Origin of the sequence: Paenibacillus maysiensis (assembly GCF_000520815.1) — a bacterium.
GTDB lineage: Bacteria > Bacillota > Bacilli > Paenibacillales > Paenibacillaceae > Paenibacillus > Paenibacillus maysiensis.
In genome coordinates, this window is record NZ_ASRY01000124.1 from 1 (window position 1) to 24,002 (window position 24,002).

Below are 24,002 nucleotides of genomic sequence, written 5' to 3' on the forward strand. Positions count from 1 at the left end.
ACAATCACACTGGAGGTGCCGAAGGACAAGTCGCACGGTGATTTGGCTACGAATGCTGCGATGCAGCTTACCCGTATTGCGAAGAAAAACCCGCGTCAAATTGCAGAAGATTTGATCGCAAATATGGACTTGGCTGCCGCTTCGATTGAAAGCGCGGAAATTGCCGGACCGGGCTTTATTAACTTCCGCCTGAACAAGAGCTACCTCTATGCAGTTATTCAGCAAGTGCAGGAACAGGGAGCAGATTACGGACGTGTGCAGGAAGGTGCGGGGAAAAAGGTACAAATCGAGTTCGTCAGTGCGAACCCGACAGGTAGCCTGCACTTGGGCCATGCGCGCGGTGCGGCAGTAGGGGATGCCCTCTGCAACGTGCTTGATTTTGCCGGATACAAAGTAACTCGTGAATACTACATTAATGATGCGGGTAACCAGATTTACAACATGAGCCGCTCGATTGAGGTGCGTTATTTGCAGGAGTTGGGACAGCCTGCGGAGATGCCGGAAGATGGTTACCATGGTGAGGATATCATCGGGTTTGCCAAGGAACTGGTGGCCGAAAAGGGCGATTCTCTGCTGTCTTTGACACCGGGCGACCGTGCTACCTATTTCCGTGACTACGGTCTCGAAAAGGAACTGAACAAGATCAAGCACGATCTGGAGCTGTTCCGTGTACCTTTTGATTCCTGGTTCAGCGAAACCTCGCTGTATGAAAACGGCGAAGTGCTTAAAGCGCTGAATGAGCTGCGTGACCGTGAGGAGATTTACGAGAAGGACGGAGCTACATGGCTGAATACGACCAAGTACGGCGACGATAAGGACCGCGTCTTGATCAAAAATGACGGTACATACACGTACCTGACCCCGGATATCGCGTACCATCGCGACAAATACGCCCGTGGGTATGACACGATTATCAACATTTGGGGAGCGGATCACCACGGCTACATTCCACGGATGAAAGCAGCTATGGAAGCACTGGGCAACGACCCGGATAAGCTTAAAGTGCTGATTGCCCAAATGGTCAGCCTGTTCCAAAACGGGGAAAAGGTGAAAATGTCCAAACGTACCGGCAAGGCCGTGACGATGGAAGACCTGATGGAAGAAGTGGGCGTGGATGCAATCCGTTACTTCTTCACGATGCGCAGCATGGATTCGCATCTGGATTTTGACATGGATTTGGCGATTTCCACTTCCAATGAAAATCCGGTATTCTACGTGCAGTATGCCCACGCGCGAGCGTGCAGCGTATATCGTCAAGCTGAGGAGCAAGGCATTGCCGTACTGCCGTTGGCAGAGGTTGATCTGTCCAAGCTGACGTCTGAGCATGAATACGACCTGTTGCGTAAAATCGGCGAGCTGCCGGAGGAAGTATCGGTAGCGGCTGCGAGCTTTGCGCCACACCGCATGATTCGCTACGTCTATGAGCTGGCCTCGCTGTTCCACAGCTACTATAAGGCAGAGCGCGTTATCACTGAGGATGCCGCTCAAACGCAGGCTCGTTTGGCGCTGTTTGGCGCGGTGCGCACCACCATTGCCAACGTGCTGAAGCTGGTAGGCGTGTCTGCACCGGAACGCATGTAAGCAAGCCACTTTAACGATAAAAGGAACCGTCCGTACCATCCCCGACAGGGTGGCACGTTCGGTTCCTTTTTTTGTTTGAGCAGCTTAGTAGCGTTCCAGTACCAGATTCGTTTTCAGGGAATCAGCGGGAACCAGCCATCCTTTGGATTGCAGCAGGTTAATTAGCTTGGTGCGGTTGCTCGCGGCAACGCTGTAGTCCGAGGTTTTGAAGGAGATTTCGATGATGGTATCTGTACCTGATCCGTTTGCACTACGGATAGGCCAGACTTCAACGTCGGTATCCAATCCTTGAAAGCTGCCTCCATATTTGCTGACCTGTACAGGACCGCGTACTCTGGAGTCTGCCAGAGTTTGTTTGCCCCAGTTGCCGGTTTTCCAGTTTTGCAGCTTGCCCGGAAGATTGTCCAATAGTTGCTTTAACGCCTGATCCGGGGAAGGAAGAGTTAATCCTTTGGAAGCGTTCGTTTTCTTATCATTGGAAAAGCTCAGCGTCTGCTTGCTATAACCCCAATCCACCTCAGCGTCGTAGTTATCGTCGGATGCGCTGAAGCCTTCTTTATTCGCTTGGGTGAGAGCCGCGTTAATATCTCCGTTCGTGACCGTGTACCGCTTCTTGTAGGTTAATTCATAATTCTTTTTATCCTCTTTTTTGCGAAATCTCACGTTCCAGCCCTCGTTGTTCAATTGCAGTTGATCCGTGTCAAAATATTCGACGCTCAATCGTTGCGCATCTTCGCTAATTTGAAACTCGTTGGCTACGCTGCTTTTCAAAGAGCCGTCCGCATTGAGGACCTGAGCTGTATCCAGCAGCAGCTTTACCTCATAGCTTGGTGTGGCATTGGCGGCAGCCTGCGCAGGCTCGGCACCCTTTAATCCCGTTACAAGCAGTACTGCACTTAGGGTTAGTACCGATAAAGCTTTGGTGATACGAAGACCAGTTTTCATCCAATCATCTCCTGTTCGTCCGAATGGGGGTACACGCTACACTTTACGGGTGTAATGTCAGTCGTATGTCAAGGCAAGCGGGTACTCCGGTTAAAAAATAACATAATTTCTATATGACAGGTAAGATTTATTCTTGGTTCCCTGACAAATATTCAGCAAATTGGCGAATTAGCGCCGAGCGGTGACGGTCCTTATTACTGACCATATAAATGTACCGCTCCACACGCTGGCCCGGAATGGGCCGTATGACCAGCATCCCGCGTTCGACCTCGGACTGCACAGCTATGCGGGAGACGAAAGAGACATGTTCTCCCAGCATGACCGCCTGCTTGATCGCCTCCAGCGAATCCAGCTCCAAATAGGAGGGGAGGCGGCGTCCGCCACGCTCCAGCCATTTGTCAGTCATTTGGCGTGTGCTGGAATCCTTGCCGTGCAGCACGAAAGAGGAAGAAGCGATGCGCTCGGGTGTTAAATCGGTTTCGCTTGCGAGCGGGTGATCAGGTGCGCAGATCAGCACCAGTTCATCCTCACCCAAGGATTCTGACACCAGCGTTGGCACTTGAAACGGCTCTGTTGAAATAACGCCAAGGTCAATTTCGTGACGGGCGAGCATGTCCTTGATCACCGGAGCTGTTTTCACGGACAGGGAAATATGAATCCCCGGATGTTCACGGGCAAAACGGTGCAGCACCGCAGGAAGCACATAGGTAGCCGGTACATAGCTTGCGCCGATTCGAATGCTCCCCCGCTGGAGTGTGTCGAACTCGCATACGACCCGCTCCGCCTCGGCGGCGAGCGCATTGATCTTGGCGGCATAGTGGAGCAGCGCGTGCCCGGCATCCGTCAGGATGATTTTGCCCATACGTGTGTCGAACAGCTTCACCCCCAAATCCCGCTCCAGATTTCTCATATGAAAGGTAATGGTCGGTTGCTTCAGCCCGAGAAGCTCGGCTACTGTGGTAATTTTATGATGCTTATCCAGCAACTCTACAATATGCAGCTTCAGAAGACTTAAATTCACTTGGAATGCCCCACTTTCAGATTGATCGGAAACTCATGCCCGCTCCATGCGCGGCGGTATCAGTCCCCTCTATATAGATTAAATCTATGAGTGTTAACACAATTCATTGAAATAATTAATTTTGTTTTAACTTTCCAATAACACAGGCTGCGAATTCAAGCTTTACACTGGGGTCAGTCATAAGAACAGGCAGGTAATGCGATGAATCAGGATTTGTATATTCACGGGTTGAGTAAAACCTTCGGCCATATGACCGCATTGCACGAGACGAATCTGGTCGTACGGCGGGGACAATTCACGACACTGCTCGGTCCGTCCGGCTGCGGGAAAACAACGCTTCTGCGCATGATCGCAGGGCTGGAGACGCCGGATACCGGCACGATCACGATGGGGGAGGAAGTTCTTTTTTCGGCTGAACGCAAAAAGGATATTCCCGCGCATCTTCGTCATTTTGGCATGGTGTTTCAGGATTTCGCGCTGTGGCCGCATATGACGGTGTTTGAAAACGTGGCCTTCGGCCTGCGTGCGAACAAGCATGGAAAAGGCCCCGGCTCTGGCAGCGTGCGTGGCAAGGAGCTGCGAATAGCGGTGCTGGAGGCGCTGGACAAGGTCAGACTGTCGGGGATGGAGGATCGGTATCCTCATCAGCTGTCTGGTGGCCAGCAGCAGCGGGTCGCTTTTGCCCGCGCGGTCGCCGTCCGTCCGCGGCTTGTTTTGTTCGATGAGCCGCTCAGTGCGCTGGACGCGGTGCTTCGCGAAGAGATGCGCATCGAAATGCTGTCGCTGGTGCGTGATCTGGGGCTGACTGCCCTGTACGTCACCCATGATCAGATCGAGGCCATGTCAATGTCCGATGAAGTGGTCGTCATGAGAAGCGGACATATTGTGCAGACCGGAACACCGGAGTTGATCTACGGTCGTCCATCTCATCCAGAGGTGGCGAGGTTCATTGGCAAATCGAACTGGCTGGAGCCGGAACGAACACTATTCCGTCCCGAGCATGTCCGCTGGGAACAGGACCAGGTAGATCAGCGCTCTTTTACAGTGGAGATTCGGCATGTCAGCTATGTTGGGGACCGTTATGAAATCCGCATACTGGCGGAGAACGGCGAGCTATGGACTGCATATCATTCCACCCGCTTGCCTATCGGGGAACAAAAGCAAATTTGGGTATCACCGCAACACATCCACCAACTCGATTCATAGGGAAAAGGGGTATAACACAAGATGATGAACAAGCACGTTTTTCGTACAGGTTGGAAAAAGGGCGCGATGCTCGCATTAACATTGACCTTTGGACTGGCTGTCGCAGGCTGTGGAACGGCTACACCATCCAAGGATGGAGCGCAAGCCACCGGATCAGCAGGGCAAGCCGGGGGGGCATCCACCGATCAGAAGCTGGTTGTCTACAGCGCAGGTCCTGACGGGCTGGCGAAAAAGCTGGTAGCGGGGTATGAGGCGCAAAGTGGAGTGAAGGTCGAGCTGTTCCAGGGAACGACGGGTAAAATTTTGGCCCGGATGGAAGCTGAGAAGGCGAATCCGGTAGCAGACGTGGTGGTACTGGCATCTCTTCCGTCCGTGCAAGGCTTGAAAAAAGACGGTCTCACGCTCCCTTACCCGGATGCCAAAAACGCGGACAAGCTGAATCCCGATTGGTCTGACAAGGAAGGCAACTACTTTAGTACCAGTGCTTCCGCATTAGGTATCGCGTACAACACCAAGCTGGTGAAGACACCGCCGACTTCATGGGCCGATCTCGCGAAGCCGGAGTACAAGGACCAAATTAACATTCCTGATCCGTCGCTGTCCGGTTCGGCGCTGGATTTTATGACAGGCTACCTGAGTGCCAAAGGCGATGGGGGCTGGACGTTGTTCGAGCAGTACAAGGCTAACGGCGTAGCGATGGCAGGAGCCAATCAGGAAGCGCTGGACCCGGTAATTACCGGAGCCAAAAGCATGGTCGCTGCTGCGGTTGATTACATGACTTATAAGGCCAAGGCCAAGGGCGAGCCGATCGACATTGTTTATCCGAAGGAAGGAACAGTCATCAGCCCGCGCCCTGCGGCGATTCTCAAATCGACACAGCATGAGCAGAACGCCAAGGCATTCATTGACTATCTGCTGTCGGACGAGGCGCAGAAGCTGGTAGCGGACGCTTCCTTGCTTCCGGGCCGCACGGATGTTAAAGCAGATAAGCGCGCCAATCTGGATGAGATTCCGTTGCTGAAAACCAATTGGGAATGGATGGGCGAGCATGGTCCTGACGTGACAGAGAAGTTCACGCAAATGTTCAAGTAAGCGGATGGGGGTCTTATCCGTCAAACAGATCAGAGCGTGGAGTCTAATACTCGCTCTGATCGCGCTTGCTTTACTGATCGTGCTGCCGTTACTACAAATTTTCATCCAAAGTGTGTATGTAGACGGACAATTACAATGGTCTGCGCCTTTCCAGACGTTGGCTGCATCCCGATTTGCGGGTGTGCTGTTCGGCTCGATCTGGCTGGGCATCTGTGTTATTGCCGGAACGACGGTGCTTGCACTTCCGCTCGCGTGGATCATGTCCAACACGCGTCTCGCTAGCTGGCGCTGGCTGGACGTGGTGCTATTGATTCCGTTTATGACCCCGCCCTATATCGGGTCCATGGGCTGGATTTTGTTTATGCAAAAAAACGGGTATCTGGAGCAGTTGTTTCCGAGCCTGCATTTCTTGACCCCGTTCTTTTTCAGCTTTGGCGGCATGGTGATGATCATGAGTCTGCATCTGTTTCCGTTCCTGTACCTGCTGCTGCGCGGTGCGCTGGTCAGGATTGGCGGCAGTCTGGAAGAGGCCGGAGCCGTTATGGGCGGCGGCTTTCTGTACAGGTTCCGCCGGATCATTTTACCGCTGCTGCTGTCGGCTTACGGAATGGGCGCACTGCTTATTTTCGTCAAAACGATTGCCGAGTTTGGAACCCCCGCCACCTTTGGACGGCGCATCGGGTATGAGGTCATGACATCGGAAATTCACAAATACATTTCCAGTTGGCCGATTGATTTCGGCAAGGCGACATCAATGGCCACGGTGCTTTTAACCGCCTGTCTGCTCGTGTGGTATGTGCAATCGGTAATCAACCGTAAGTACACATACAGGCTGGTAGGTGGTAAAGGTTCTCGTCCTTCTCGTCTTCGTGTATCTGGCTGGACTACGGGATTAAGTGTCACATTTATCCTAGTGTTGCTAATTGCGTCCATTGGTATCCCTTATTTTTCAATTATCGCCGCTTCCACCATGAAGCTGCGGGGGATCGGCTTGGCTTGGGATAACTTTACGCTCGATTATTACAAGGAACTGCTGTCTTGGGGCTCAGAGAGCATGGAGGCGCTACTGAACAGCGTATTTCTCTCTTTGGGTGCATCGACGATTGCCGCCCTGCTGGGCACATGGTTTGCGCTCGTTATTGGCGGCTCACGTACGAAGCTCCAGCGGACAGTGGATGCATTCAGCTTGCTTCCGAACACGGTTCCGGGGATTGTTATGGTAGTCGGCCTTATTTTATGGTGGAACTCGCCGTGGATGCCGATTCCGTTGTATAACACGTACGGTATGGTCATTCTGACGTATGTTGTCTTGTTTGTTCCTTATACAGTTCAGTATGTCAAAAGCGCCTTTACGCAGGTAGACACTGCTCTTTTTCAGGCAGGACAGGTGTTTGGTGGTCGCCCGTTTTATGTATTCTGGCGGATTGTGCTGCCGCTGATTTTACCGGGGATGCTGGCAGGCTGGATGATGACCTTTACCATTGCTTCGCGCGAACTGGTCGGCTCATTGCTGATTTTGCCGCCATCCGTCCAGACGTCTGCAACCTACATATTTGCCCAGTTCGAACAGGGGCAGGTGTCGCTTGGTATGGCAATGGCGGTCATATCGGTCGGATTGACCACACTGCTGCTGATCTTAATGGAAAGCTTAAACTCGCAAAGAAAGTGGAAATGATGATGACCAAGCTTCGAATTTGGGGCGGTGCGGGCGAACACGGCCGCTCCTGCTATGTTTTGGAAGGAAAACAGCATCGCATCATGCTGGATTGTGGCGTGAAAAAGGAAGGAACCGGGCAGTATCCGGTTTTTCCGCCGCAGGAGGCGGAGAGGCTGACCGCTGTATTGCTGTCTCATGCACATGAGGATCATTCAATGGCGCTCCCCTTACTGTATAAGTATGGATACCGGGGAGAGGTCTGGACGACAAAGGCCACCGCCGAGCAGTTGGGTTCCTATTTTCGCTCCTGGCATACTTATGTAGAATCGAGAGGCGGCAAATTGCCATACGACGAACGGGATATCGAATCCATAGCTTACCGCTATCTGGAGGATGAAGCGCCGTCAGGAGTATGGCAGGAGGCTTGTCCGGGTGTACAGATCATGTGGGGGCGTAGTGGGCATTTGGCTGGAGCAGTTTGGTACATGGTAGATATGGAAGGAAAGCGGTTGTTCTTTTCGGGAGATTACAGCCGCGAATCCGAGCTGCTCGCTGCCGATGCACCGGAACCTAATCTGGCCGATATCTCCATTATGGATAATGCCTATGGCATGGATATAGACCCGCAGCCTGTGAAGCTGGAGCGGCTGCGGGCCGGGATGGGACAGATATTGTCTTCTGGTGGTCATGTGCTGCTTCCGGTACCCGCCTTTGGCCGGGGGCAGGAGTTGATTGTGTGGGCCAGCGAGCAGTTCCCTGAACAAGCAATGATTGTAGAGCCGGATATATGGCAGGGATTGCAGCGTTTGAGCCGTTTGAAAGAATGGCTACGCCCGGAAGTACCTGCGCGGATAGAACGTGTACTGCACAGTGGCCGGATCTTTGTGCCTCGTGATGCTGCGGAGCGAGTACGGCTGCTGGAACAGAACGCTGCGGCTATGATCGTAACCGGGGATGGCATGATGGATTCGCCACAGGCGCGCTGGTACTATCAGTATTTATCAGATCATCCGCTGAGTGCGGGGGATGGCGAAGGTAGCGGAAAAAGTAATCATAACGGAGTTATTTTAACGGGACATGCTTCGAGCGGTTCTTTTGGTAAACATCTGCTGGATTGTACGAATCAAAAAACGGGTCAGAAAACAGATCGGAATGACCGTTGTATCGTTCAGCATTTGATTTACAAGGTGCATCAGGGGATATCGGATGTGAGACTAATGTTGAAGGAGTTGCCTGGTAAACAGGTTGTGCTCGTTCATGCGCCCAAGCCGCAGACTGATCTTGTGCGTGACGAGCTGATAAGAGAAGGTTGGACCGAACACGAAAGCTCTGTAAAAGTCATTCACTCTTTGGAGCCGGGTGCAATGTTAAACGTTTAGATGATTCATTTACTCCATCCGTTATTTCGTACCCTCCTGTATCAGTCGGAGGGCATCGACTTCCCCAAGTTTTGTGGATATAGAGTTGCGCCCGGTGCTTTTACGAAGGCGCAGCGGTGTAGCGGTACGCTTGAGCAGTGCTTTGATTTCTCCAGGCTCCATCTCCGGTCTCAGTGAAAGGAGCAGGGCAATGCTTCCGGTCACGTGGGAAGTAGCCATAGACGTACCGCTCATTTCGTGATGCTTGCCGTGTATCCATGAGGAAATGATCTTTTCACCCGGCGCGTACACGTCTACGAATTGTCCCCGGTTACTGAAAGGCGCGATGCGTCTGTATTTATCGGTAGCTCCGACTGAAATGGTCTGGGAATAGCGTGCCGGGTAGTCAATACTCCGGCGCTTGCCCTCGTTTCCCGAGGAAGCTACGATCACGATACCGTTTTGATACGCTTTGTTCACCATATCAAGCAGCGCCTTGCTGCGTGATTTCATACCGAAGCTCATATTGATGATATCGATACGATTCAATACGCACCAATCGATGCCGAGAATAATATCGGAGACGTAGGCGGCTCCGTTATGGTCAAATGCTTTTACAGGATGAATCAGCGCCTGAGGTGCTACGCCAACCATACCCTCATCATAGTTGGATGCCGCGATGGTACCGGCAATATGAGTGCCGTGACCGTTATCGTCATAGGGTAGCATGGTTCGATTAAGCAAATTGATGCCTCTAGCGAGGGAATGCCGCAGATCAGGATGTTGAAAATCCGCTCCTGTGTCGATCACGCCAATCCTGATTCGGTTTCCTGTAGAGAAAGGCCAAGCCTTGTGTGCGCGTACCTGTTTAACCCCCCACGGCATGGGCAGGTTTTTCTCCGCCTTTGCCATCTGGGCCGCTCCTCCATGTACCCTCATGCGAGTATCTTCTTCAACGGTAACACCGCTGTGATATTTGCCCAGCCTGTCTCCCCCTGGAAGCGGGGCGATCAGAGCGCGAATCAGTCGGGCCGGTTGTACTTGCCGCAATCCCGCAAGCTCGGGCTTCAGCTTCCTGAGATAGGACAGGCATTCCCGGTATTGGTGAGGCTTATCGAACGTAATGATCTGTTTGTGCCGTCCATTGCCGGACGGCTCCGAAATGCCCTCGTGCAAACGCTGCAAAAAACCCGGATAGTCCATTTGAGACAGTCCCCCTCCGATAAGCCATGCTGAGGTATTGTATGAGCAAGCATCAGCGGCGGCATGGGAAACCTGCCCCTTTTTTACTGAAATAGGCCTGCTGTCGTGTCAAAGCGATCGTGGACACATACGATACATGGAGGGCAAAAGCTCTTGTGCAGCAACTTTGGGGAACTTCTCCCGGAGCGGGTACAGTCGGAGACGGGGGGGACCCCGTCTTTTTAACGTGCGCTGCCTTGTTCAAGGCATACTACTGCAAATTGTACGAATACCCATGTTTAACTTGCAATTTGCTTCCAAATAGGTTTTACTTAGTTTTGATAATGGATATGTTAGTATTGCATGTATCGTGTATGCTCTGAAACATGTTCTTGTGAATTACGTGTGAGAGGAAGTGTCCCTAGGTGAGTACCCCACTCAACTTGAAGATTGACCCGGAGAAAGTCCACGAGACTCCAATGGTGGATTTGGCATTTATGGTATTGAAAGCGGCCAATACTCCATATTATTACCGTGACCTGATGAAGGAAGTCGCCAAATTGCGCGGCATGTCCGACGAAGAAATTAATGACGTTATCGCTCAGCTATATACTGAAATCAACATTGACGGGCGTTTCGCCTGTGTCGGTACGAATCTGTGGGGCTTGAAGCGTTGGTATCCAGTGGATAAATCCGAAGATACTCTGACAGGCGCCAAGCGTCCTCGTATCATTAATGACGAAGACGATGACGACGAAGAGGACTATCATGAGGAAGAAGAAACTTACAGCGCCGATGACGACTTCGATGCAGACAGTGAAGACGAGGATGGCGAAGAAGAGCTGTTCGACGGTGAAGATGATGATAGTGATGAAGACGTGGTTATAGACGATGAAGACCTCAGTGATGAGGAAGATACAGAAGATGAGAACGACGACGAGTCGACGGAAGACGACGATGATTCGCTTCGTTAGGATCAGGCTGTAAGGGGAGATGTATTCTCCCCTTTTTCATGACCATTTTCTTGAAACTGCCTTCTGATTTGAAGCTTTCAGATGGATTCCCTCCAATCTTGTTCAATGGGTAAATTAACACAGATAACTTCCTTGACAGCGGATTGGACACGGGGTAAACTATTGCTTGGGCTTATGATTGATTCACTTATATGTTTGCTTTTTGTATAAAAGTGCCCCGTACTACGGGAGTGCTTTTTTGTTTTTTATAGGGTGTTTGCACTCATGAAAGAGGGCTAAGGGCGGCGGGCATGGAAAATGATTCCGCTGCCTTCTTCATGGATGATAATCCGTGTAAACGGGTTACGATAACATCATAATGTCGCCTGAATTTTGGACTTTATTTAGGAGGGTTTTAAACAGTGACAAAGTATATTTTTGTGACAGGCGGGGTTGTGTCTTCCTTGGGCAAAGGGATTACGGCAGCTTCACTGGGGAGGCTTTTGAAGAACAGGGGACTGAAGGTAACGATTCAAAAATTTGACCCTTACCTGAATGTCGATCCGGGTACGATGAGTCCTTACCAGCACGGTGAAGTGTTTGTAACGGATGATGGTGCGGAAACGGACCTTGACTTGGGACACTATGAGCGCTTTATTGATATTAATCTGTCCAAGAACAGCAATGTCACGACAGGCAAGGTATACTCCAGCGTAATCAGCAAAGAGCGTCGCGGGGAGTATTTGGGCGGTACGGTGCAGGTTATTCCTCATATTACGAACGAAATCAAGGAGCGCGTGTATCGTGCAGGCCGTGAAGCGGGTTCGGACGTAATTATCACAGAAATCGGCGGTACCGTGGGCGATATCGAGAGCTTGCCATTTTTGGAAGCGATCCGTCAGCTCAAAAGTGAGGTTGGACGCGAGAATGTAATGTACATTCATGTAACCCTCATTCCTTATATTAAAGCTGCTGGTGAGGTTAAAACCAAACCAACTCAGCACAGTGTAAAAGAACTGCGCAGCATCGGCATTCAGCCGAATGTCATTGTTTGCCGTACAGAGCATGAACTTTCCTCCGATATGAAGGCCAAAATCGCGCTGTTCTGCGATATTGATGCTAACGCAGTAGTAGAATGCCGCGATGCGTCGACCTTGTACGAGGTTCCACTGAACCTGCGTGAAGAAGGCTTGGACGAGATCGTAGTCAATCACCTCAAGCTGACAACACCTGCACCGGATATGACGGAGTGGGAAGGGCTTGTTGAACGGATCAGAAAGCTGGATAAAACGGTTGAAATTGCTATTGTTGGTAAATATGTTGCACTGCATGATGCTTATTTAAGTGTGGTCGAATCCCTTTCACACGCTGGATTTGATGCCAATGCAGATGTGAAAATCCGTTGGGTGAATGCAGAAGAAGTAACGGACGAGAACGTAGCGGACATGCTGGGCGGCATTAGCGGTATTCTCGTACCTGGTGGCTTCGGCGATCGCGGAATTGAAGGTAAAATCAGCACCATCCGTTATGCACGCGAACAGAAAATCCCGTTCTTCGGTATTTGTCTTGGCATGCAGGTATCTGTCATTGAGGTTGCACGTTCTCTGGCTGGTCTCGAAGGAGCCAACAGCTCGGAAATCAACCCGGCTACGGATTACCCGGTCATCGACTTGCTGCCTGACCAAAAGGACATCGAAGATATGGGCGGCACGATGCGTCTCGGATTGTATCCGTGCAAACTGACGGAAGGTTCGCTGGCTTCGGCTTGTTACAACGATGAACTGGTATATGAAAGACACCGTCATCGGTATGAATTCAATAACGAATATCGTGAAGTTATTGAAAAAGCAGGTCTTCGCATTTCCGGTACTTCACCGGACGGACGTTTGGTGGAAATTGTGGAGCTTCCTGAGCATCCATGGTTTCTGGCGGTACAATTCCATCCGGAATTTACTTCCCGTCCGAACCGTCCACAGCCGTTGTTCCGTGAATTTGTTAAGGCGGCATTGCAGCTTCAAGGCTAATGCTGCGGCCTGTAAGACCTCCTCAGGGAGGTCTTTTTTTTCATTCCACGCTTCCTGATTATGAAAGAATATTCCACAATTATGTATAAGAGAAGGATTTTCTTTTTGCAGGAGCGAATATAGTTTAGGGTATGGGACGGATATTGTACGTCATCGGACGCTGTTATGGCAATAGCTGCATGATCCTCGTTTTAAGATCCTAGGAGGTTAAGACATTGGAAAAGAAAAAAGTGTTAATCGTCGATGACCAGAATGGAATACGAATTTTGCTGATGGAAGTGTTCGGAAGTGAGGGTTACGAGACCTTTCAGGCAGCAAACGGAAAAATTGCACTTGAAATTGTTGAAAAGGAACCGCCTGATCTGGTTTTGCTCGATATGAAAATTCCGGGTATGGACGGACTTGAAATCTTGAAGCATCTAAAGACCATGAATCCCGATATCAAGGTTATTATGATGACAGCTTATGGAGAACTGGACATGATTAAAGAGGCGACGGAACTGGGAGCACTCATGCACTTTACCAAGCCCTTTGATATTGATGAAATGCGAATCGCCGTAAACAAGCAACTCAGGGGTGATGAAACGAGTCACTTTGGTTGAAAACTCTGTTAACACAACAGGGTTTTTTGTTTGTGTTTATGGGAAATACTGAAAGTAAATCCTCTCCTTATACAATTCTATGAAAAAACGGCGTCCTGAGGCGTGATTTTCGTATGTGTTGATGTGCAAAAGCTTGTTTAGTATTTAATATGGGTTGTGGTATAATAAGCCCGTATGTGATGTCGGCTAAAATATAGACAAACCCAAACACCCTTAGGAGGACTGTAACCATGCCATTGGTATCTATGACAGACATGTTGAACAAAGCACTTGAAGGAAAATACGCGGTAGGTCAGTACAACATTAACAATCTGGAGTGGACTCAAGCTATTCTGGGCGCTGCTGAAGAAGAAAAATCCCCGGTAATTCTGGGCGTATCTGAAGGCGCAGCACGTCACATGGGCGGTTTCTACACTGTTGTTAAAATGGTAGAAGGACTTATTCATGACATGAAGATTACGGTTCCGGTTGCGATCCATTTGGACCACGGTTCCAGCTTTGAAAAATGTAAAGAAGCCATTGATGCTGGTTTCACATCTGTTATGATTGACGATTCCCACAGCCCAATCGACAAAAATATCGAAACGACGAAAAAAGTCGTTGAATATGCACATTCCAAAGGCGTTTCCGTTGAAGCTGAAGTTGGAATGGTTGGCGGTCAAGAGGATGATGTTGTAGGTGACGTAATGTACGCGAAGCTTGACGACTGTCTGCGTATCGTTAACGAAACAGGTATCGACACACTGGCTCCTGCACTGGGTTCCGTTCACGGACCTTACAAAGGCGAGCCAAACCTTGGCTTCAAAGAAATGGAAGAAATTTGCAATGCAATCAAACTTCCACTCGTTCTGCATGGTGGTACTGGTATCCCAACGCATGACATCAAAAAAGCAATCTCGCTGGGAACTTCCAAAATCAATGTAAACACTGAGAACCAAATCGTATTCGCGAAAGTGGTTCGTGAAGTGCTTGCTGAGAAACCGGATGCTTATGACCCACGTACATTTATCGCTCCAGGTCGTGAAGCGATTAAACAAACCGTTATCGGTAAAATCCGTGAGTTCGGTTCCAACAACCAAGCGTAAGAATAAGTTGATTTACCGTGCACCTGCATGGTTCAATGTATCTCTTGATTGTAATTGTAGTTCTGCACAGAAGATTTGAATCTGTTCAGTTGAATAGTTTGGCTTGGAAAGCACACCGCTTAGCCGGTGTCTTTCCATTTTAACCACCAAAAAGTTGAAAGTTTATTATTTGACCGACTGCAAAACAAGTAGGGGGACCCTCAAGCTTATGGAAAAATTGATGATCACCGGTGGACGGCCGCTTCAAGGTACAGTTTCCATCAGCGGTGCCAAAAACAGTGCCATCGCCTTGATTCCCGCCGCCATTCTGGCAGAGTCGGAAGTCATTTTGGATAATTTGCCGCTGTTGAGTGATGTGGCGGTGTATTCCGAAATACTGGAGGAACTTGGTGCAACCGTTGCCTGGGAAGGCAGCCAGATGAGAATAGATCCATCCTCCATTAAATCCATTCCCATGCCGAATGGACCTGTTAAGAAATTACGAGCATCCTATTATATGATGGGAGCCATGCTAGGCAGATTCAAGGAAGCGATCATCGGTTTGCCAGGAGGGTGCAATTTTGAACCTCGGCCCATTGATCAGCATATCAAAGGTTTTGAAGCACTGGGTGCTACGGTTACGAACGAGCACGGTGCTATTCATTTGCATGCCAAAGAGCTGCGCGGTACCAAGATTTATTTGGATGTTAGCAGTGTGGGAGCTACGATTAACATTATGCTGGCGGCCGCACGTGCCAAAGGCGCCACAATTATCGAAAATGCGGCTAAAGAGCCTGAGATTATAGATGTAGCAACCTTGTTGAACTCCATGGGAGCCATTATTAAGGGCGCCGGAACGGAAACGATCCGGATTGAAGGCGTGTCCGAGCTACATGGCTGCCGTCACTCCATCATACCTGACCGCATACAAGCGGGCACATATATGATTGCTGCTGCGGCTACTCGTGGTAATGTTTTAATTGACAACGTAATTCCCAAGCATATGGAGGCCCTGACTGCAAAAATGCAGGAAATGGGTATCGGTATAGAGGAATATGACGAAAGTATTCGTGTTCTGGGCTCGCCTTCATATGAGCATGTTGATGTTAAAGCCTTAATTTACCCCGGCTTCGCCACAGACTTGCAATCTCCTATGACCAGCTTGCTTACCCAGGCGCAAGGAGTCAGTGTACTGAGCGATTTTGTGTATAGCAATCGTTTTAAACACGTCCCTGAACTTGTGCGAATGGGGGCTAAAATCCGCGTGGAAGGTCGTTCGGCTATTATTGAGGGCGGCAAGCTAAATGCGGCTAAAGTCAAAGCGGCCGATCTGCGTGCTGGTGCTGCGCTTGTCATTGCCGGACTTACGGTAAGTGAAGGCGTAACCGAGGTGTCAGGTGTCGAATACATCGATCGTGGTTATGATCATCTCGTCTCCAATCTGCGTCTTTTGGGCGCGGACGTATGGCGGCAGACAGAATAACAAACTTCGTACATTTTTTGAACGCCCGGAACGGATGAACAATAAAATGGATAGGCTCTATGCAGCCGTTGCATGATACAAGATATAGGTTCATACCTAACAATCTTTTATCGGAAAACCGGAATAATTCGGTATAATCCAAGCAGACGGCTGCATAACTTTATTTGTTTTGGTTAAAATTATATTAATGGTGTTTATGATGTCATTGTCTATCATTTAGTTTTGAATGGACTTAATAATTGAATAGGTGGTTATTATATGGATCTGCAAATTTCCGATCTGGAAGAAATGAAGCTGACCGATCTGTACAAGCTGGCCAAGCAATACCAGATCCCGTACTACGGAACGCTCAAGAAGAAAGAATTAGTTTTTGCCATCCTGCGTGCACAAGCCGAGAAGAGCGGATTGATGTTTATGCAGGGGGTTCTGGAAATACTTCCTGAAGGGTACGGCTTTCTGAGGCCGATTAATTATCTCCCGAGTACCGAAGATATTTACATCTCTGCTTCACAAATCCGCAAGTTTGACTTGAGAACGGGCGATCTAGTATCCGGTAAATGCCGGACTCCGAAAGAAAATGAACGATATTTTGGATTGCTTCAAGTTAACGCCGTCAATGGAAGAAGTCCTGAACAAGCTGCTGAGCGGCTACACTTTCCCGCACTGACTGCACTTTATCCACAAACCAAGTTAGTTCTTGAAACTACCCCCAATAATTTGTCTACGAGAATAATGGATATATTGGCCCCTGTCGGACTTGGACAGCGTGGACTCATTGTGGCACCTCCCAAAGCTGGTAAGACACTTCTCCTCAAAGAAATTGCCAATAGCATTTCTACCAACAATCCCGAGATTGAGCTGTTTGTCTTGTTGATTGATGAACGTCCGGAAGAAGTGACCGACATGCAGCGTTCTGTTAAAGGTGAAGTTGTTGCTTCCACTTTTGATGAACTGCCTGAGAACCATATCAAGGTAGTGGAATTGGTTCTAGAGCGTGCCCTTCGCCTCGTAGAGCATAAAAAAGACGTGGTTATCCTGTTGGATAGCATTACTCGTCTTGCGCGTGCCTACAACCTGGTTATTCCAGCTTCCGGTCGTACGCTTAGTGGGGGTATTGATCCAGGGGCCTTCCACCGTCCAAAACGTTTTTTTGGTGCGGCGCGGAATGTGGAAGAGGGCGGAAGTCTTACCATTTTGGCCACGGCGCTCATTGATACGGGATCGCGGATGGATGACATTATCTATGAAGAGTTTAAAAGTACAGGCAATATGGAGCTTCATTTGGACCGCAAGCTTGCGGAACGCCGCATATTCCCGGCTATTGATATTCGTCGCTCCGGTACCCGGCGTGAGGAAATGTTGTTAGGCAAGGAAGAATTGGATACGATTTGGGCCATTCGTAAAAATATGACGGAAAGCCACGATTTTGTGGAAGGCTTCCTAAAAAAGTTGCGTAACAGCAGCAACAACGCAGAGTTTTTGGCCTCGTTTGATACAACGGCACCGTCCAGCGGATCACAAAGCAGCTCAAGTACTCCGCAACGGAGAACCACGCGTTCCACCGCAGCATCGGTTCCAGCTTCAACCAACTAAAGCCAGCAATATAGCTACCCTCAATAACAATGATCAGCCTATGGATAAACGTAATTTCCACGATAGGTATTTGTCTGTTCCTCAAGACGCAGCCGTCACGGTTCGAATTGTTTCAGGCGTGCGCTTGACGGAACGAAAGGAGCTCTACGATGTATTTGGTGTATGCCGACGAAAAAGGCAATGTATATGATCATGCTTCTTTGTATGGGCTTGCCCGCAGTGCGGACATGATTGTCGAAATCATGGAAGATGAGCTTATTCCGCTACCGGAAGGAGCTACGCTGGTAAGTCTGCCCAACACACGCCCGGTCGGTATGAACCCTGAATCCGGGGAAATGGTTTCCTTGCCAGGCGATATGCAGGCGGTGGGGGCCTTGTTACCTCAAGGCTTTACGCGCTTGTGCCTGCCAGGGTATGTGAAGACCGATAAGGAGTATAAGCTCCCCTTGTTCGGCTATTCGGCCGTGGTCTGGAAAGATGGAGCCTTCTATGTAACGGCAGAGCGGAGTGATAATCCGTCTAAATGGAATCCGGAAAACTGTGACCGCCATGAGGTGAAACAGGGCGTGCAGCGGATGACAGAGCAGTACCCGGAAAATCGGCTGTACCAACATTTGTCCAACTGTGCATTAGGCTATGAGTGTCTTACTTCCTCGAACACGTTCCTGAACCGCTGGGAGGGTGGAGTTCCGGTATCTTATTCTTGTAATGCCGGATGCTTTGGCTGCATATCCGAACAGCCGGATGACAGTGGTTTTGTATCCCCTCAGACGAGAATGAACTTCCGCCCTCGTGTCGATGAGATTGTGGAAGTCATGCTGGAGCATTTGAAAACACCGGAGTCCATTATTAGCTTTGGCCAAGGGTGTGAAGGGGAGCCTTCTACTCAAGCCAAGTTGATTATTGATTCGATCAAAGAGGTCCGTTCCGTTACAGATATGGGATACATTAATATCAATACGAATGCAGGCTTGAACGATCATATCCGGGGTATTGTAGATGCCGGGCTTGATCTGATGCGGGTCAGCACGATTAGCGCACTGGACGACCACTACAATGCGTATTACAAGCCGCGTGGCTACACGTTAGCCAATGTGGAAAAATCACTTCGTTATGCCTCCGAGCAGGGTGTATATACGTCGATTAACTATTTGATTTTTCCAGGTGTGACAGACCGTGAGGAAGAAATCGAAGCGATGATTGAGTTTGCCAAACGCACCAAGCTCAAGCTTATTCAGATGCGCAACCTGAATATTGATCCTGAAAGCTATCTGGAGCTGATTCCACCTGCCCAGGGAGAGATTCTTGGAATGAAGCAAATGCTTGAGATTTACCGGGAGGAACTGCCTGATGTTGTTATCGGGTCTTACACCCACGTACCGCCTCAAGGGCTGGCGCGTCCCAAGTTTGCCAAGGCCTAAAACGGTCAATAGCGGGTTGAACTACACTTGTTTTACGCCATTTTTGGATACACAAAAGAGTTGTTGAAACGCTCATATCCAGGTGCTATAATGTGAACATGTGTTCATACAACTCTGGGCTGATAGGACGTTCAGGGCGGAAAGAGGTGAAAGTTCAATGCAACAAGCTATTCAACCGAAATTTAACGTAACTACTGTCACTTGTGCTTGCGGAAATACGTTTGAAACCGGTTCTGTGAAAGGTTCTCTGCGCGTGGAGATTTGCTCCGCTTGCCACCCATTCTTCACAGGGAAGCAGAAATTCCTTGATGCTGGCGGCCGTGTGGATCGTTTCAAGAAGAAATACGGTATCTAATCGATTACCGCAGGTTATAAAGTTATTAGAGCCTTCTGCTATTGCAGAGGGCTCTTTTTGTTGTGGATGTTTGCTTTTTGTGCGGTCTTGAGATATACTTATTTTCACCGTGCTAGATGGGGAGGTAGCGGTGCCCTGTAACTCGCAATCCGCTATAGCGAGGTTGAATTCCTGTTAGAGGTGTTGTTGATGTGAGGCTGGTCTCTGCGCACAATGTTGACGGTTGGGTCCTCCGCAATGAGTACTTGTGAACCTGGTCAGGTCCGGAAGGAAGCAGCCATAAGCAGGCCCACTCTTGTGCCGGAGGGTGGCCTAGCCCGAGTTGTTGTTCAGGATTGCCGCTCGGATCACAACGATCAATAACAGGTGCACGGTATATATTGGGAATTAGAACATCTTGGCAGTCATTGCGAAGATGTTTTTTTGTGTTTATAGATTGGAAGGTGTCCGGTTTAGATTCGGACGGGAGTATAGTATAATGAAGTGAACATTAATGTTCATGAAAGTGAATGGGAAAGAGGGTAACGCGCATTGGAACATATAGCGTTGTACCGTGCTTGGCGGCCTCAGTCGTTCAAGGACATGGTAGGACAACAGCATATTATCCAGACATTGCAGAATGCCATCCGCGAAAATCGCACGTCCCATGCCTACCTGTTCAGCGGTCCGCGAGGAACGGGTAAGACGAGTGCGGCCAAAATTTTGGCCAAGGCAATTAACTGTGAGCATGGACCGGCGCCGGAGCCTTGCAACGAATGCGAAGCCTGTAAACGAATCACGGCCGGAGCGGTCATGGATGTACAGGAGATTGACGCAGCCTCCAACCGGGGCGTTGAAGAGATTCGTGATTTGCGCGATAAAGTCAAATATGCGCCGACGGAAGTACGGCACAAGGTTTATATCATCGATGAAGTGCACATGCTGACGACGGAAGCGTTCAATGCGTTGCTTAAGACGCTGGAAGAGCCGCCGCCACACGTGATGTTCATATTGGCTACGACAGAACCGCACCGGATTCCAGCGACGATCATTTCGCGTTGTCAGCGTTTTGACTTCCGGCGGGTATCGCTAGAGGAGCAGACAGAACGTCTTGACCTTATATGTCGACAGGAGAACATAGAGGCTGATTCGGACGCATTACAATACATTGCGCGTCTGTCAGATGGCGGAATGCGGGATGCACTTAGCGTTCTGGATCAGATATCCTCGTTTACAGACGGTCGGGTTACTTATCAGCAAGTGCTGGATATGACGGGAGGTATTGCGTCTGAACAATTCGGTAAGCTTGCCTTGGCATTGCTGAAAGAAGATGTCGGCACAGTACTTCAAATGATTGAGAACTTTATGCAGGAAGGTAAAAGCGCAGATAAATGCATGGAAAATCTGCTGTACTATTTCAGAGATCTGCTTATGATTAAGATGGTGCCGCAGGCAACTAAAATGACAGAGCGCGTGCTGGAGCCGGAGCAGTTCAAGGAAGTGGCAGAAGCTTTTACCAAGGAGCAGCTCTTTAGCATGATTGACACGCTTAATCGCTATCAGAGCGAGATGAAGTATGCCGTTCAGCCGCAAACCTTGTTTGAGGTAGCTCTATTGAAGCTGTGCAGCATTCCTGGGCAAGCCGGAGATGCTGCTCAGCCGACCGCACAGCATTCCGGCGCTGCTGCCAATCAGGAAGATGTAGCCGTTTTGAAGCGCCAGCTTGCCGAGCTGGAGAAGAAGCTGGAACGTGCGTTGCAAGGCGGATTGGCTGCCGGGGCAGGGCAGGATGCATCGTCGGGGAGCCGTCAGGCCCCCGGAGGGCGCGCTCCCGCTCCGCGGATTTCTGCGCCAGCCAAGCTCCCTTCCCAGTTGGATCGCTATATCGCCGAGAAGTCGGGAGAGGCATTTGCGGCTGCCGGGCGTAAGTGGAGCCAAATTTTGCAGGGAGTCAAAGAAGCGAAAGTCACAGTTCATGCATGGTTTATGGACGGCGAGCCTGTGTCTGTATTAGAGGATAGCGTGCTCGTGGCGTTTAAGAACAACATTCACCGTGAAACTACTGAAAAGCCTGCCAACAAGCAGGTCATTGAGAAGGTTCTGCACGAACAGTTGGGCCATCCCTATCGTCTGGTGACGATGATGCAAAAGGATTGGAATGCTGCGATTGAAGGAGTTCCCGACCAGCCTGCCGAAGAATTCCAACTGGAGCAGGAGCTTGACGTGCCGGGAAAGTCCAAGGAGCCCTGGATTGATGAGGCTATTGAACTTTTTGGGGAAGATCTGGTAGTTATAAAGGATTAAAATCAAAGTGTCTGGATGTATACTTCATTAAAGGAGATGATTGAAATGAACAATATGAACCAAATGATGAAGCAAGTGAAAAAAATGCAGGAGCAAATGCTGAAAGCCCAAGAGGAGCTTGGCGGAAAAGTAATTGAAGGTACTTCCGGCGGCGGCGTTGTGACTGTAGAGGTAAACGGACATAAAAAAGTGCTTTCCATCACCATCAAACCGGAGGCTGTAGATCCTGATGATGTGGAAATGCTGCAAGATCTCGTGTTGACTGCGGTCAACGATGCTTTGTCCAAAGCAGATGAACTGGCTAATGATGATATGGGTAAATTTACAGGCGGTATGAAAATTCCAGGCTTGTTCTAGACTGTGCATAAAGGAGAAACACACTATTGTATTATCCGGAGCCGATTGCAAAGCTGATTGATGCATTTACGCGTCTGCCGGGAGTGGGGCCGAAGACGGCTGCCCGGTTGGCTTTTCACGTACTGAAAATGAAGGAAGACGATGTGATTGATTTTGCCAAAGCACTGGTCAATGTGAAACGCAATCTTCACTTCTGTTCCGTCTGCGGCAATATTACGGACACGGACCCTTGTCGGATCTGTCAGGATAAGACGAGGGATGCTTCCGTCATTTGTGTTGTTCAGGATTCCAAGGATCTGGTAGCTATGGAGCGCACCAAGGAGTTTAACGGCTTTTACCATGTGCTTCATGGGGCAATCTCTCCTATGGAGGGAATTGGTCCTGAGGATATCAAGCTCAAGGAATTATTGAACAGACTTAGTGATGAACGCATCAAAGAGCTGATTTTGGCTACGAATCCGAACATTGAAGGAGAAGCGACGGCCATGTACATTTCCAGGCTGGTGCGTCCTTTTGAAATCAAGGTTACTCGTATTGCTCACGGACTGCCGGTAGGCGGGGATTTGGAGTATGCCGATGAGGTAACACTGTCCAAAGCGCTGGAAGGCCGCAGAGAGCTGAACTAATAAGTACATGTATATGTTATAGATATTTTTTTAGTGTCGATAAATCGTATGGATTGTCTCGACACAATGGGGAGCCGTTATGGCTCCTTTTTATTTTGTGATGATAGGTCTGGTATGGGCAGTTCTTGTTCTAAGTTTGTCCTCTGTTAAATAAGTATGAATAAGGTAGTCTTACAGACTGTACACATAATTCAGCTTGTGAGGAGGATGAATGGATGTGGGAACGGGTGAAGCAAAATTTTCGTCGACAAGAGCACGGCAAATCGGAGGCAGAGTATCGTCAGGAGTTGTTTGCCCAGATTCGGGCTTCGCACGCAGAATGGTTAAGAGCGCATCGGTTATTTCATGAAGCTACAGGCGAGGACGAAATCGACTATGCTATTTTTGTTCTGGAAGCTGCGGAGCGTAAATATCAGATACATTTAAAATGTGCCAAACAGCAAGGGTTACATCGTTTCCACCTGCCCGCAGATGAGCCGGGGTATGCCAATGACGCAGATCGTGTTCATAAACGGAGAGCCGAATGAGAGGTGCTGTCTGGCTTGTTCTGATTGCTTGCGTTGTGGTGCTGTCATATCTAATCCTCAAAAAACGTCTGGGTATCGGCTGGCTTACTGTATTTGGAGCACATATGGCTCTGGCGGCAATTGCACTGTATGTCATTAATTATTCGGGTTGGGTCACACAGGTGTATATCCCGATTAATCCGGTAACAATGGGAGCCGTAACGGTTTTGGGAGTGCCTGGAATCGCGCTTTTACTGGGATTGAAAATGATATTGTTTGGACAGGCAATGTGAGTGTGTATAGAGTTTAATCAAGGAAAAGGATTGATTGTATGTGAGTTTTCGCGTAAGGGCAAAGCGAAATATGCATTTGTTTTAAAATATAGTTGACGACCAATTCAATTATATGATACATTAATTCTCGGCCCTTAAAGCCCGGGAATTTTTTTGTGAGAACAACGCTGAAATGAAATTGAAAAATAATTTAAAAAAGTGTTGACTTAAATCCCGAATGTATGTTATATTAATTAAGTCGCCGCTGAGATGCGGTGGTGAAACAAAGCAAGAGAATATGAAGGTTTGATCTTTGAAAACTGAACAACGAGTGAGTGAACCGCGAAGGTTTCGGACATGCCGCAAGGCTGAACGGAGCTGGAGCAAAAAGAGATATTTTATCTCGTCAGTTTCAAAATGA

The 24,002-nt window shown here is 49.3% G+C and carries 22 protein-coding genes and 1 other RNA gene; 19 read left to right on the plus strand and 4 right to left on the minus strand.

Translation table 11 applies throughout. From position 1 onward, the window contains the following. Positions 1 to 1,581 (plus strand): arginine--tRNA ligase (argS, locus tag L696_RS0108010; RefSeq protein WP_025683182.1); only part of this gene is annotated, 1,581 nt, incomplete at its 5' end. Between the two features lie 84 nt (positions 1,582 to 1,665). On the opposite strand, the gene L696_RS0108015 is transcribed toward argS, so the two are convergent. Beyond that, a complete protein-coding gene (locus L696_RS0108015) occupies positions 1,666 to 2,526 on the minus strand; it encodes a hypothetical protein (protein WP_025683183.1) in 861 nt (286 codons plus the stop codon). A 127-nt stretch (positions 2,527 to 2,653) separates the two neighbouring features. Next, complete coding sequence (locus tag L696_RS0108020; RefSeq protein ID WP_025683184.1) at positions 2,654 to 3,547, minus strand: LysR family transcriptional regulator; 894 nt, start codon at positions 3,545 to 3,547, stop codon at positions 2,654 to 2,656. A gap of 201 nt (positions 3,548 to 3,748) precedes the next feature. On the opposite strand from L696_RS0108020, the gene L696_RS0108025 reads away from it, so the two are divergent. Genes L696_RS0108025 through L696_RS0108040 form a run of 4 tightly spaced genes read left to right on the plus strand, consistent with a single transcriptional unit; the run spans position 3,749 to position 8,881 of the window. Continuing rightward, positions 3,749 to 4,753, plus strand: a complete 1,005-nt coding sequence (locus L696_RS0108025) for an ABC transporter ATP-binding protein (RefSeq protein WP_025683185.1) — start codon at positions 3,749 to 3,751, stop codon at positions 4,751 to 4,753. A 21-nt stretch (positions 4,754 to 4,774) separates the two neighbouring features. Further along, a complete protein-coding gene (locus L696_RS0108030) occupies positions 4,775 to 5,845 on the plus strand; it encodes an ABC transporter substrate-binding protein (RefSeq protein ID WP_025683186.1) in 1,071 nt (356 codons plus the stop codon). 4 nt (positions 5,846 to 5,849) lie between these two features. After that, positions 5,850 to 7,520 carry an ABC transporter permease gene (locus L696_RS0108035; RefSeq protein WP_025683187.1) on the plus strand — a complete coding sequence of 557 codons (1,671 nt, stop codon included), beginning with the start codon at positions 5,850 to 5,852 and terminating at the stop codon, positions 7,518 to 7,520. Continuing rightward, entirely contained in the window at positions 7,517 to 8,881 is a 1,365-nt protein-coding gene (locus L696_RS0108040) for an MBL fold metallo-hydrolase (protein ID WP_025683188.1), read from the plus strand. Before L696_RS0108035 ends, L696_RS0108040 begins: the two co-directional genes overlap by 4 nt. A 21-nt stretch (positions 8,882 to 8,902) precedes the next feature. On the opposite strand, the gene L696_RS0108045 is transcribed toward L696_RS0108040, so the two are convergent. After that, positions 8,903 to 10,063 carry a S8 family peptidase gene (locus L696_RS0108045; protein ID WP_025683189.1) on the minus strand — a complete coding sequence of 387 codons (1,161 nt, stop codon included), beginning with the start codon at positions 10,061 to 10,063 and terminating at the stop codon, positions 8,903 to 8,905. 404 nt (positions 10,064 to 10,467) lie between these two features. Here L696_RS0108045 and rpoE point away from each other — a divergent pair, with 404 nt between their 5' ends. The 14 genes from rpoE (at position 10,468) to L696_RS0108110 (ending at position 23,602) form a co-directional block, all read left to right on the plus strand. Continuing rightward, positions 10,468 to 11,016: a DNA-directed RNA polymerase subunit delta gene (gene rpoE, locus L696_RS0108050; RefSeq protein ID WP_025683190.1), complete on the plus strand. Its 549-nt coding sequence runs from the start codon at positions 10,468 to 10,470 to the stop codon at positions 11,014 to 11,016. A gap of 401 nt (positions 11,017 to 11,417) precedes the next feature. Further along, the gene (locus L696_RS0108055; RefSeq protein WP_025683191.1) at positions 11,418 to 13,019 is read left to right on the plus strand and encodes a CTP synthase; all 1,602 of its coding nucleotides are present in this window, start codon (positions 11,418 to 11,420) and stop codon (positions 13,017 to 13,019) included. A 215-nt stretch (positions 13,020 to 13,234) separates the two neighbouring features. Continuing rightward, positions 13,235 to 13,621 carry a response regulator gene (locus L696_RS0108060; RefSeq protein ID WP_025683192.1) on the plus strand — a complete coding sequence of 129 codons (387 nt, stop codon included), beginning with the start codon at positions 13,235 to 13,237 and terminating at the stop codon, positions 13,619 to 13,621. Between the two features lie 230 nt (positions 13,622 to 13,851). Then, complete coding sequence (gene fba / locus L696_RS0108065; RefSeq protein ID WP_025683193.1) at positions 13,852 to 14,706, plus strand: class II fructose-1,6-bisphosphate aldolase; 855 nt, start codon at positions 13,852 to 13,854, stop codon at positions 14,704 to 14,706. Positions 14,707 to 14,914: 208 nt separating this feature from the next. Beyond that, complete coding sequence (locus L696_RS0108070; RefSeq protein ID WP_025683194.1) at positions 14,915 to 16,168, plus strand: UDP-N-acetylglucosamine 1-carboxyvinyltransferase; 1,254 nt, start codon at positions 14,915 to 14,917, stop codon at positions 16,166 to 16,168. Positions 16,169 to 16,426: 258 nt separating this feature from the next. Next, on the plus strand, positions 16,427 to 17,761 hold the full coding sequence (gene rho / locus L696_RS0108075; RefSeq protein ID WP_025683196.1) for a transcription termination factor Rho: 1,335 nt from the start codon (positions 16,427 to 16,429) through the stop codon (positions 17,759 to 17,761). A gap of 149 nt (positions 17,762 to 17,910) precedes the next feature. Then, positions 17,911 to 19,182 (plus strand): radical SAM family protein, encoded by a 1,272-nt coding sequence (locus L696_RS0108080; RefSeq protein ID WP_025683197.1) that lies wholly within the window; start codon positions 17,911 to 17,913, stop codon positions 19,180 to 19,182. Between the two features lie 157 nt (positions 19,183 to 19,339). Beyond that, positions 19,340 to 19,537 (plus strand): 50S ribosomal protein L31, encoded by a 198-nt coding sequence (gene rpmE / locus L696_RS0108085; RefSeq protein ID WP_025683198.1) that lies wholly within the window; start codon positions 19,340 to 19,342, stop codon positions 19,535 to 19,537. A gap of 107 nt (positions 19,538 to 19,644) precedes the next feature. Continuing rightward, positions 19,645 to 19,911: signal recognition particle sRNA large type (gene ffs, locus L696_RS29305), an RNA gene on the plus strand. A gap of 157 nt (positions 19,912 to 20,068) precedes the next feature. After that, positions 20,069 to 21,820 (plus strand): DNA polymerase III subunit gamma/tau, encoded by a 1,752-nt coding sequence (gene dnaX, locus L696_RS0108090; protein ID WP_025683199.1) that lies wholly within the window; start codon positions 20,069 to 20,071, stop codon positions 21,818 to 21,820. A 45-nt stretch (positions 21,821 to 21,865) separates the two neighbouring features. Beyond that, positions 21,866 to 22,177, plus strand: a complete 312-nt coding sequence (locus L696_RS0108095; RefSeq protein ID WP_013308226.1) for a YbaB/EbfC family nucleoid-associated protein — start codon at positions 21,866 to 21,868, stop codon at positions 22,175 to 22,177. 26 nt (positions 22,178 to 22,203) lie between these two features. Beyond that, positions 22,204 to 22,803, plus strand: coding sequence for a recombination mediator RecR (recR, locus tag L696_RS0108100; RefSeq protein ID WP_025683200.1), 600 nt, complete (start codon positions 22,204 to 22,206; stop codon positions 22,801 to 22,803). A 215-nt stretch (positions 22,804 to 23,018) separates the two neighbouring features. Continuing rightward, positions 23,019 to 23,330 carry a DUF2508 family protein gene (locus tag L696_RS0108105; RefSeq protein WP_025683201.1) on the plus strand — a complete coding sequence of 104 codons (312 nt, stop codon included), beginning with the start codon at positions 23,019 to 23,021 and terminating at the stop codon, positions 23,328 to 23,330. Then, positions 23,327 to 23,602: a pro-sigmaK processing inhibitor BofA family protein gene (locus L696_RS0108110; RefSeq protein WP_025683202.1), complete on the plus strand. Its 276-nt coding sequence runs from the start codon at positions 23,327 to 23,329 to the stop codon at positions 23,600 to 23,602. Before L696_RS0108105 ends, L696_RS0108110 begins: the two co-directional genes overlap by 4 nt. Before the next feature lie 120 nt (positions 23,603 to 23,722). Here L696_RS0108110 and L696_RS31405 read toward each other — a convergent pair. After that, positions 23,723 to 24,002: hypothetical protein (locus L696_RS31405; RefSeq protein WP_209440943.1), on the minus strand; the 280-nt coding region annotated here is incomplete at its 5' end.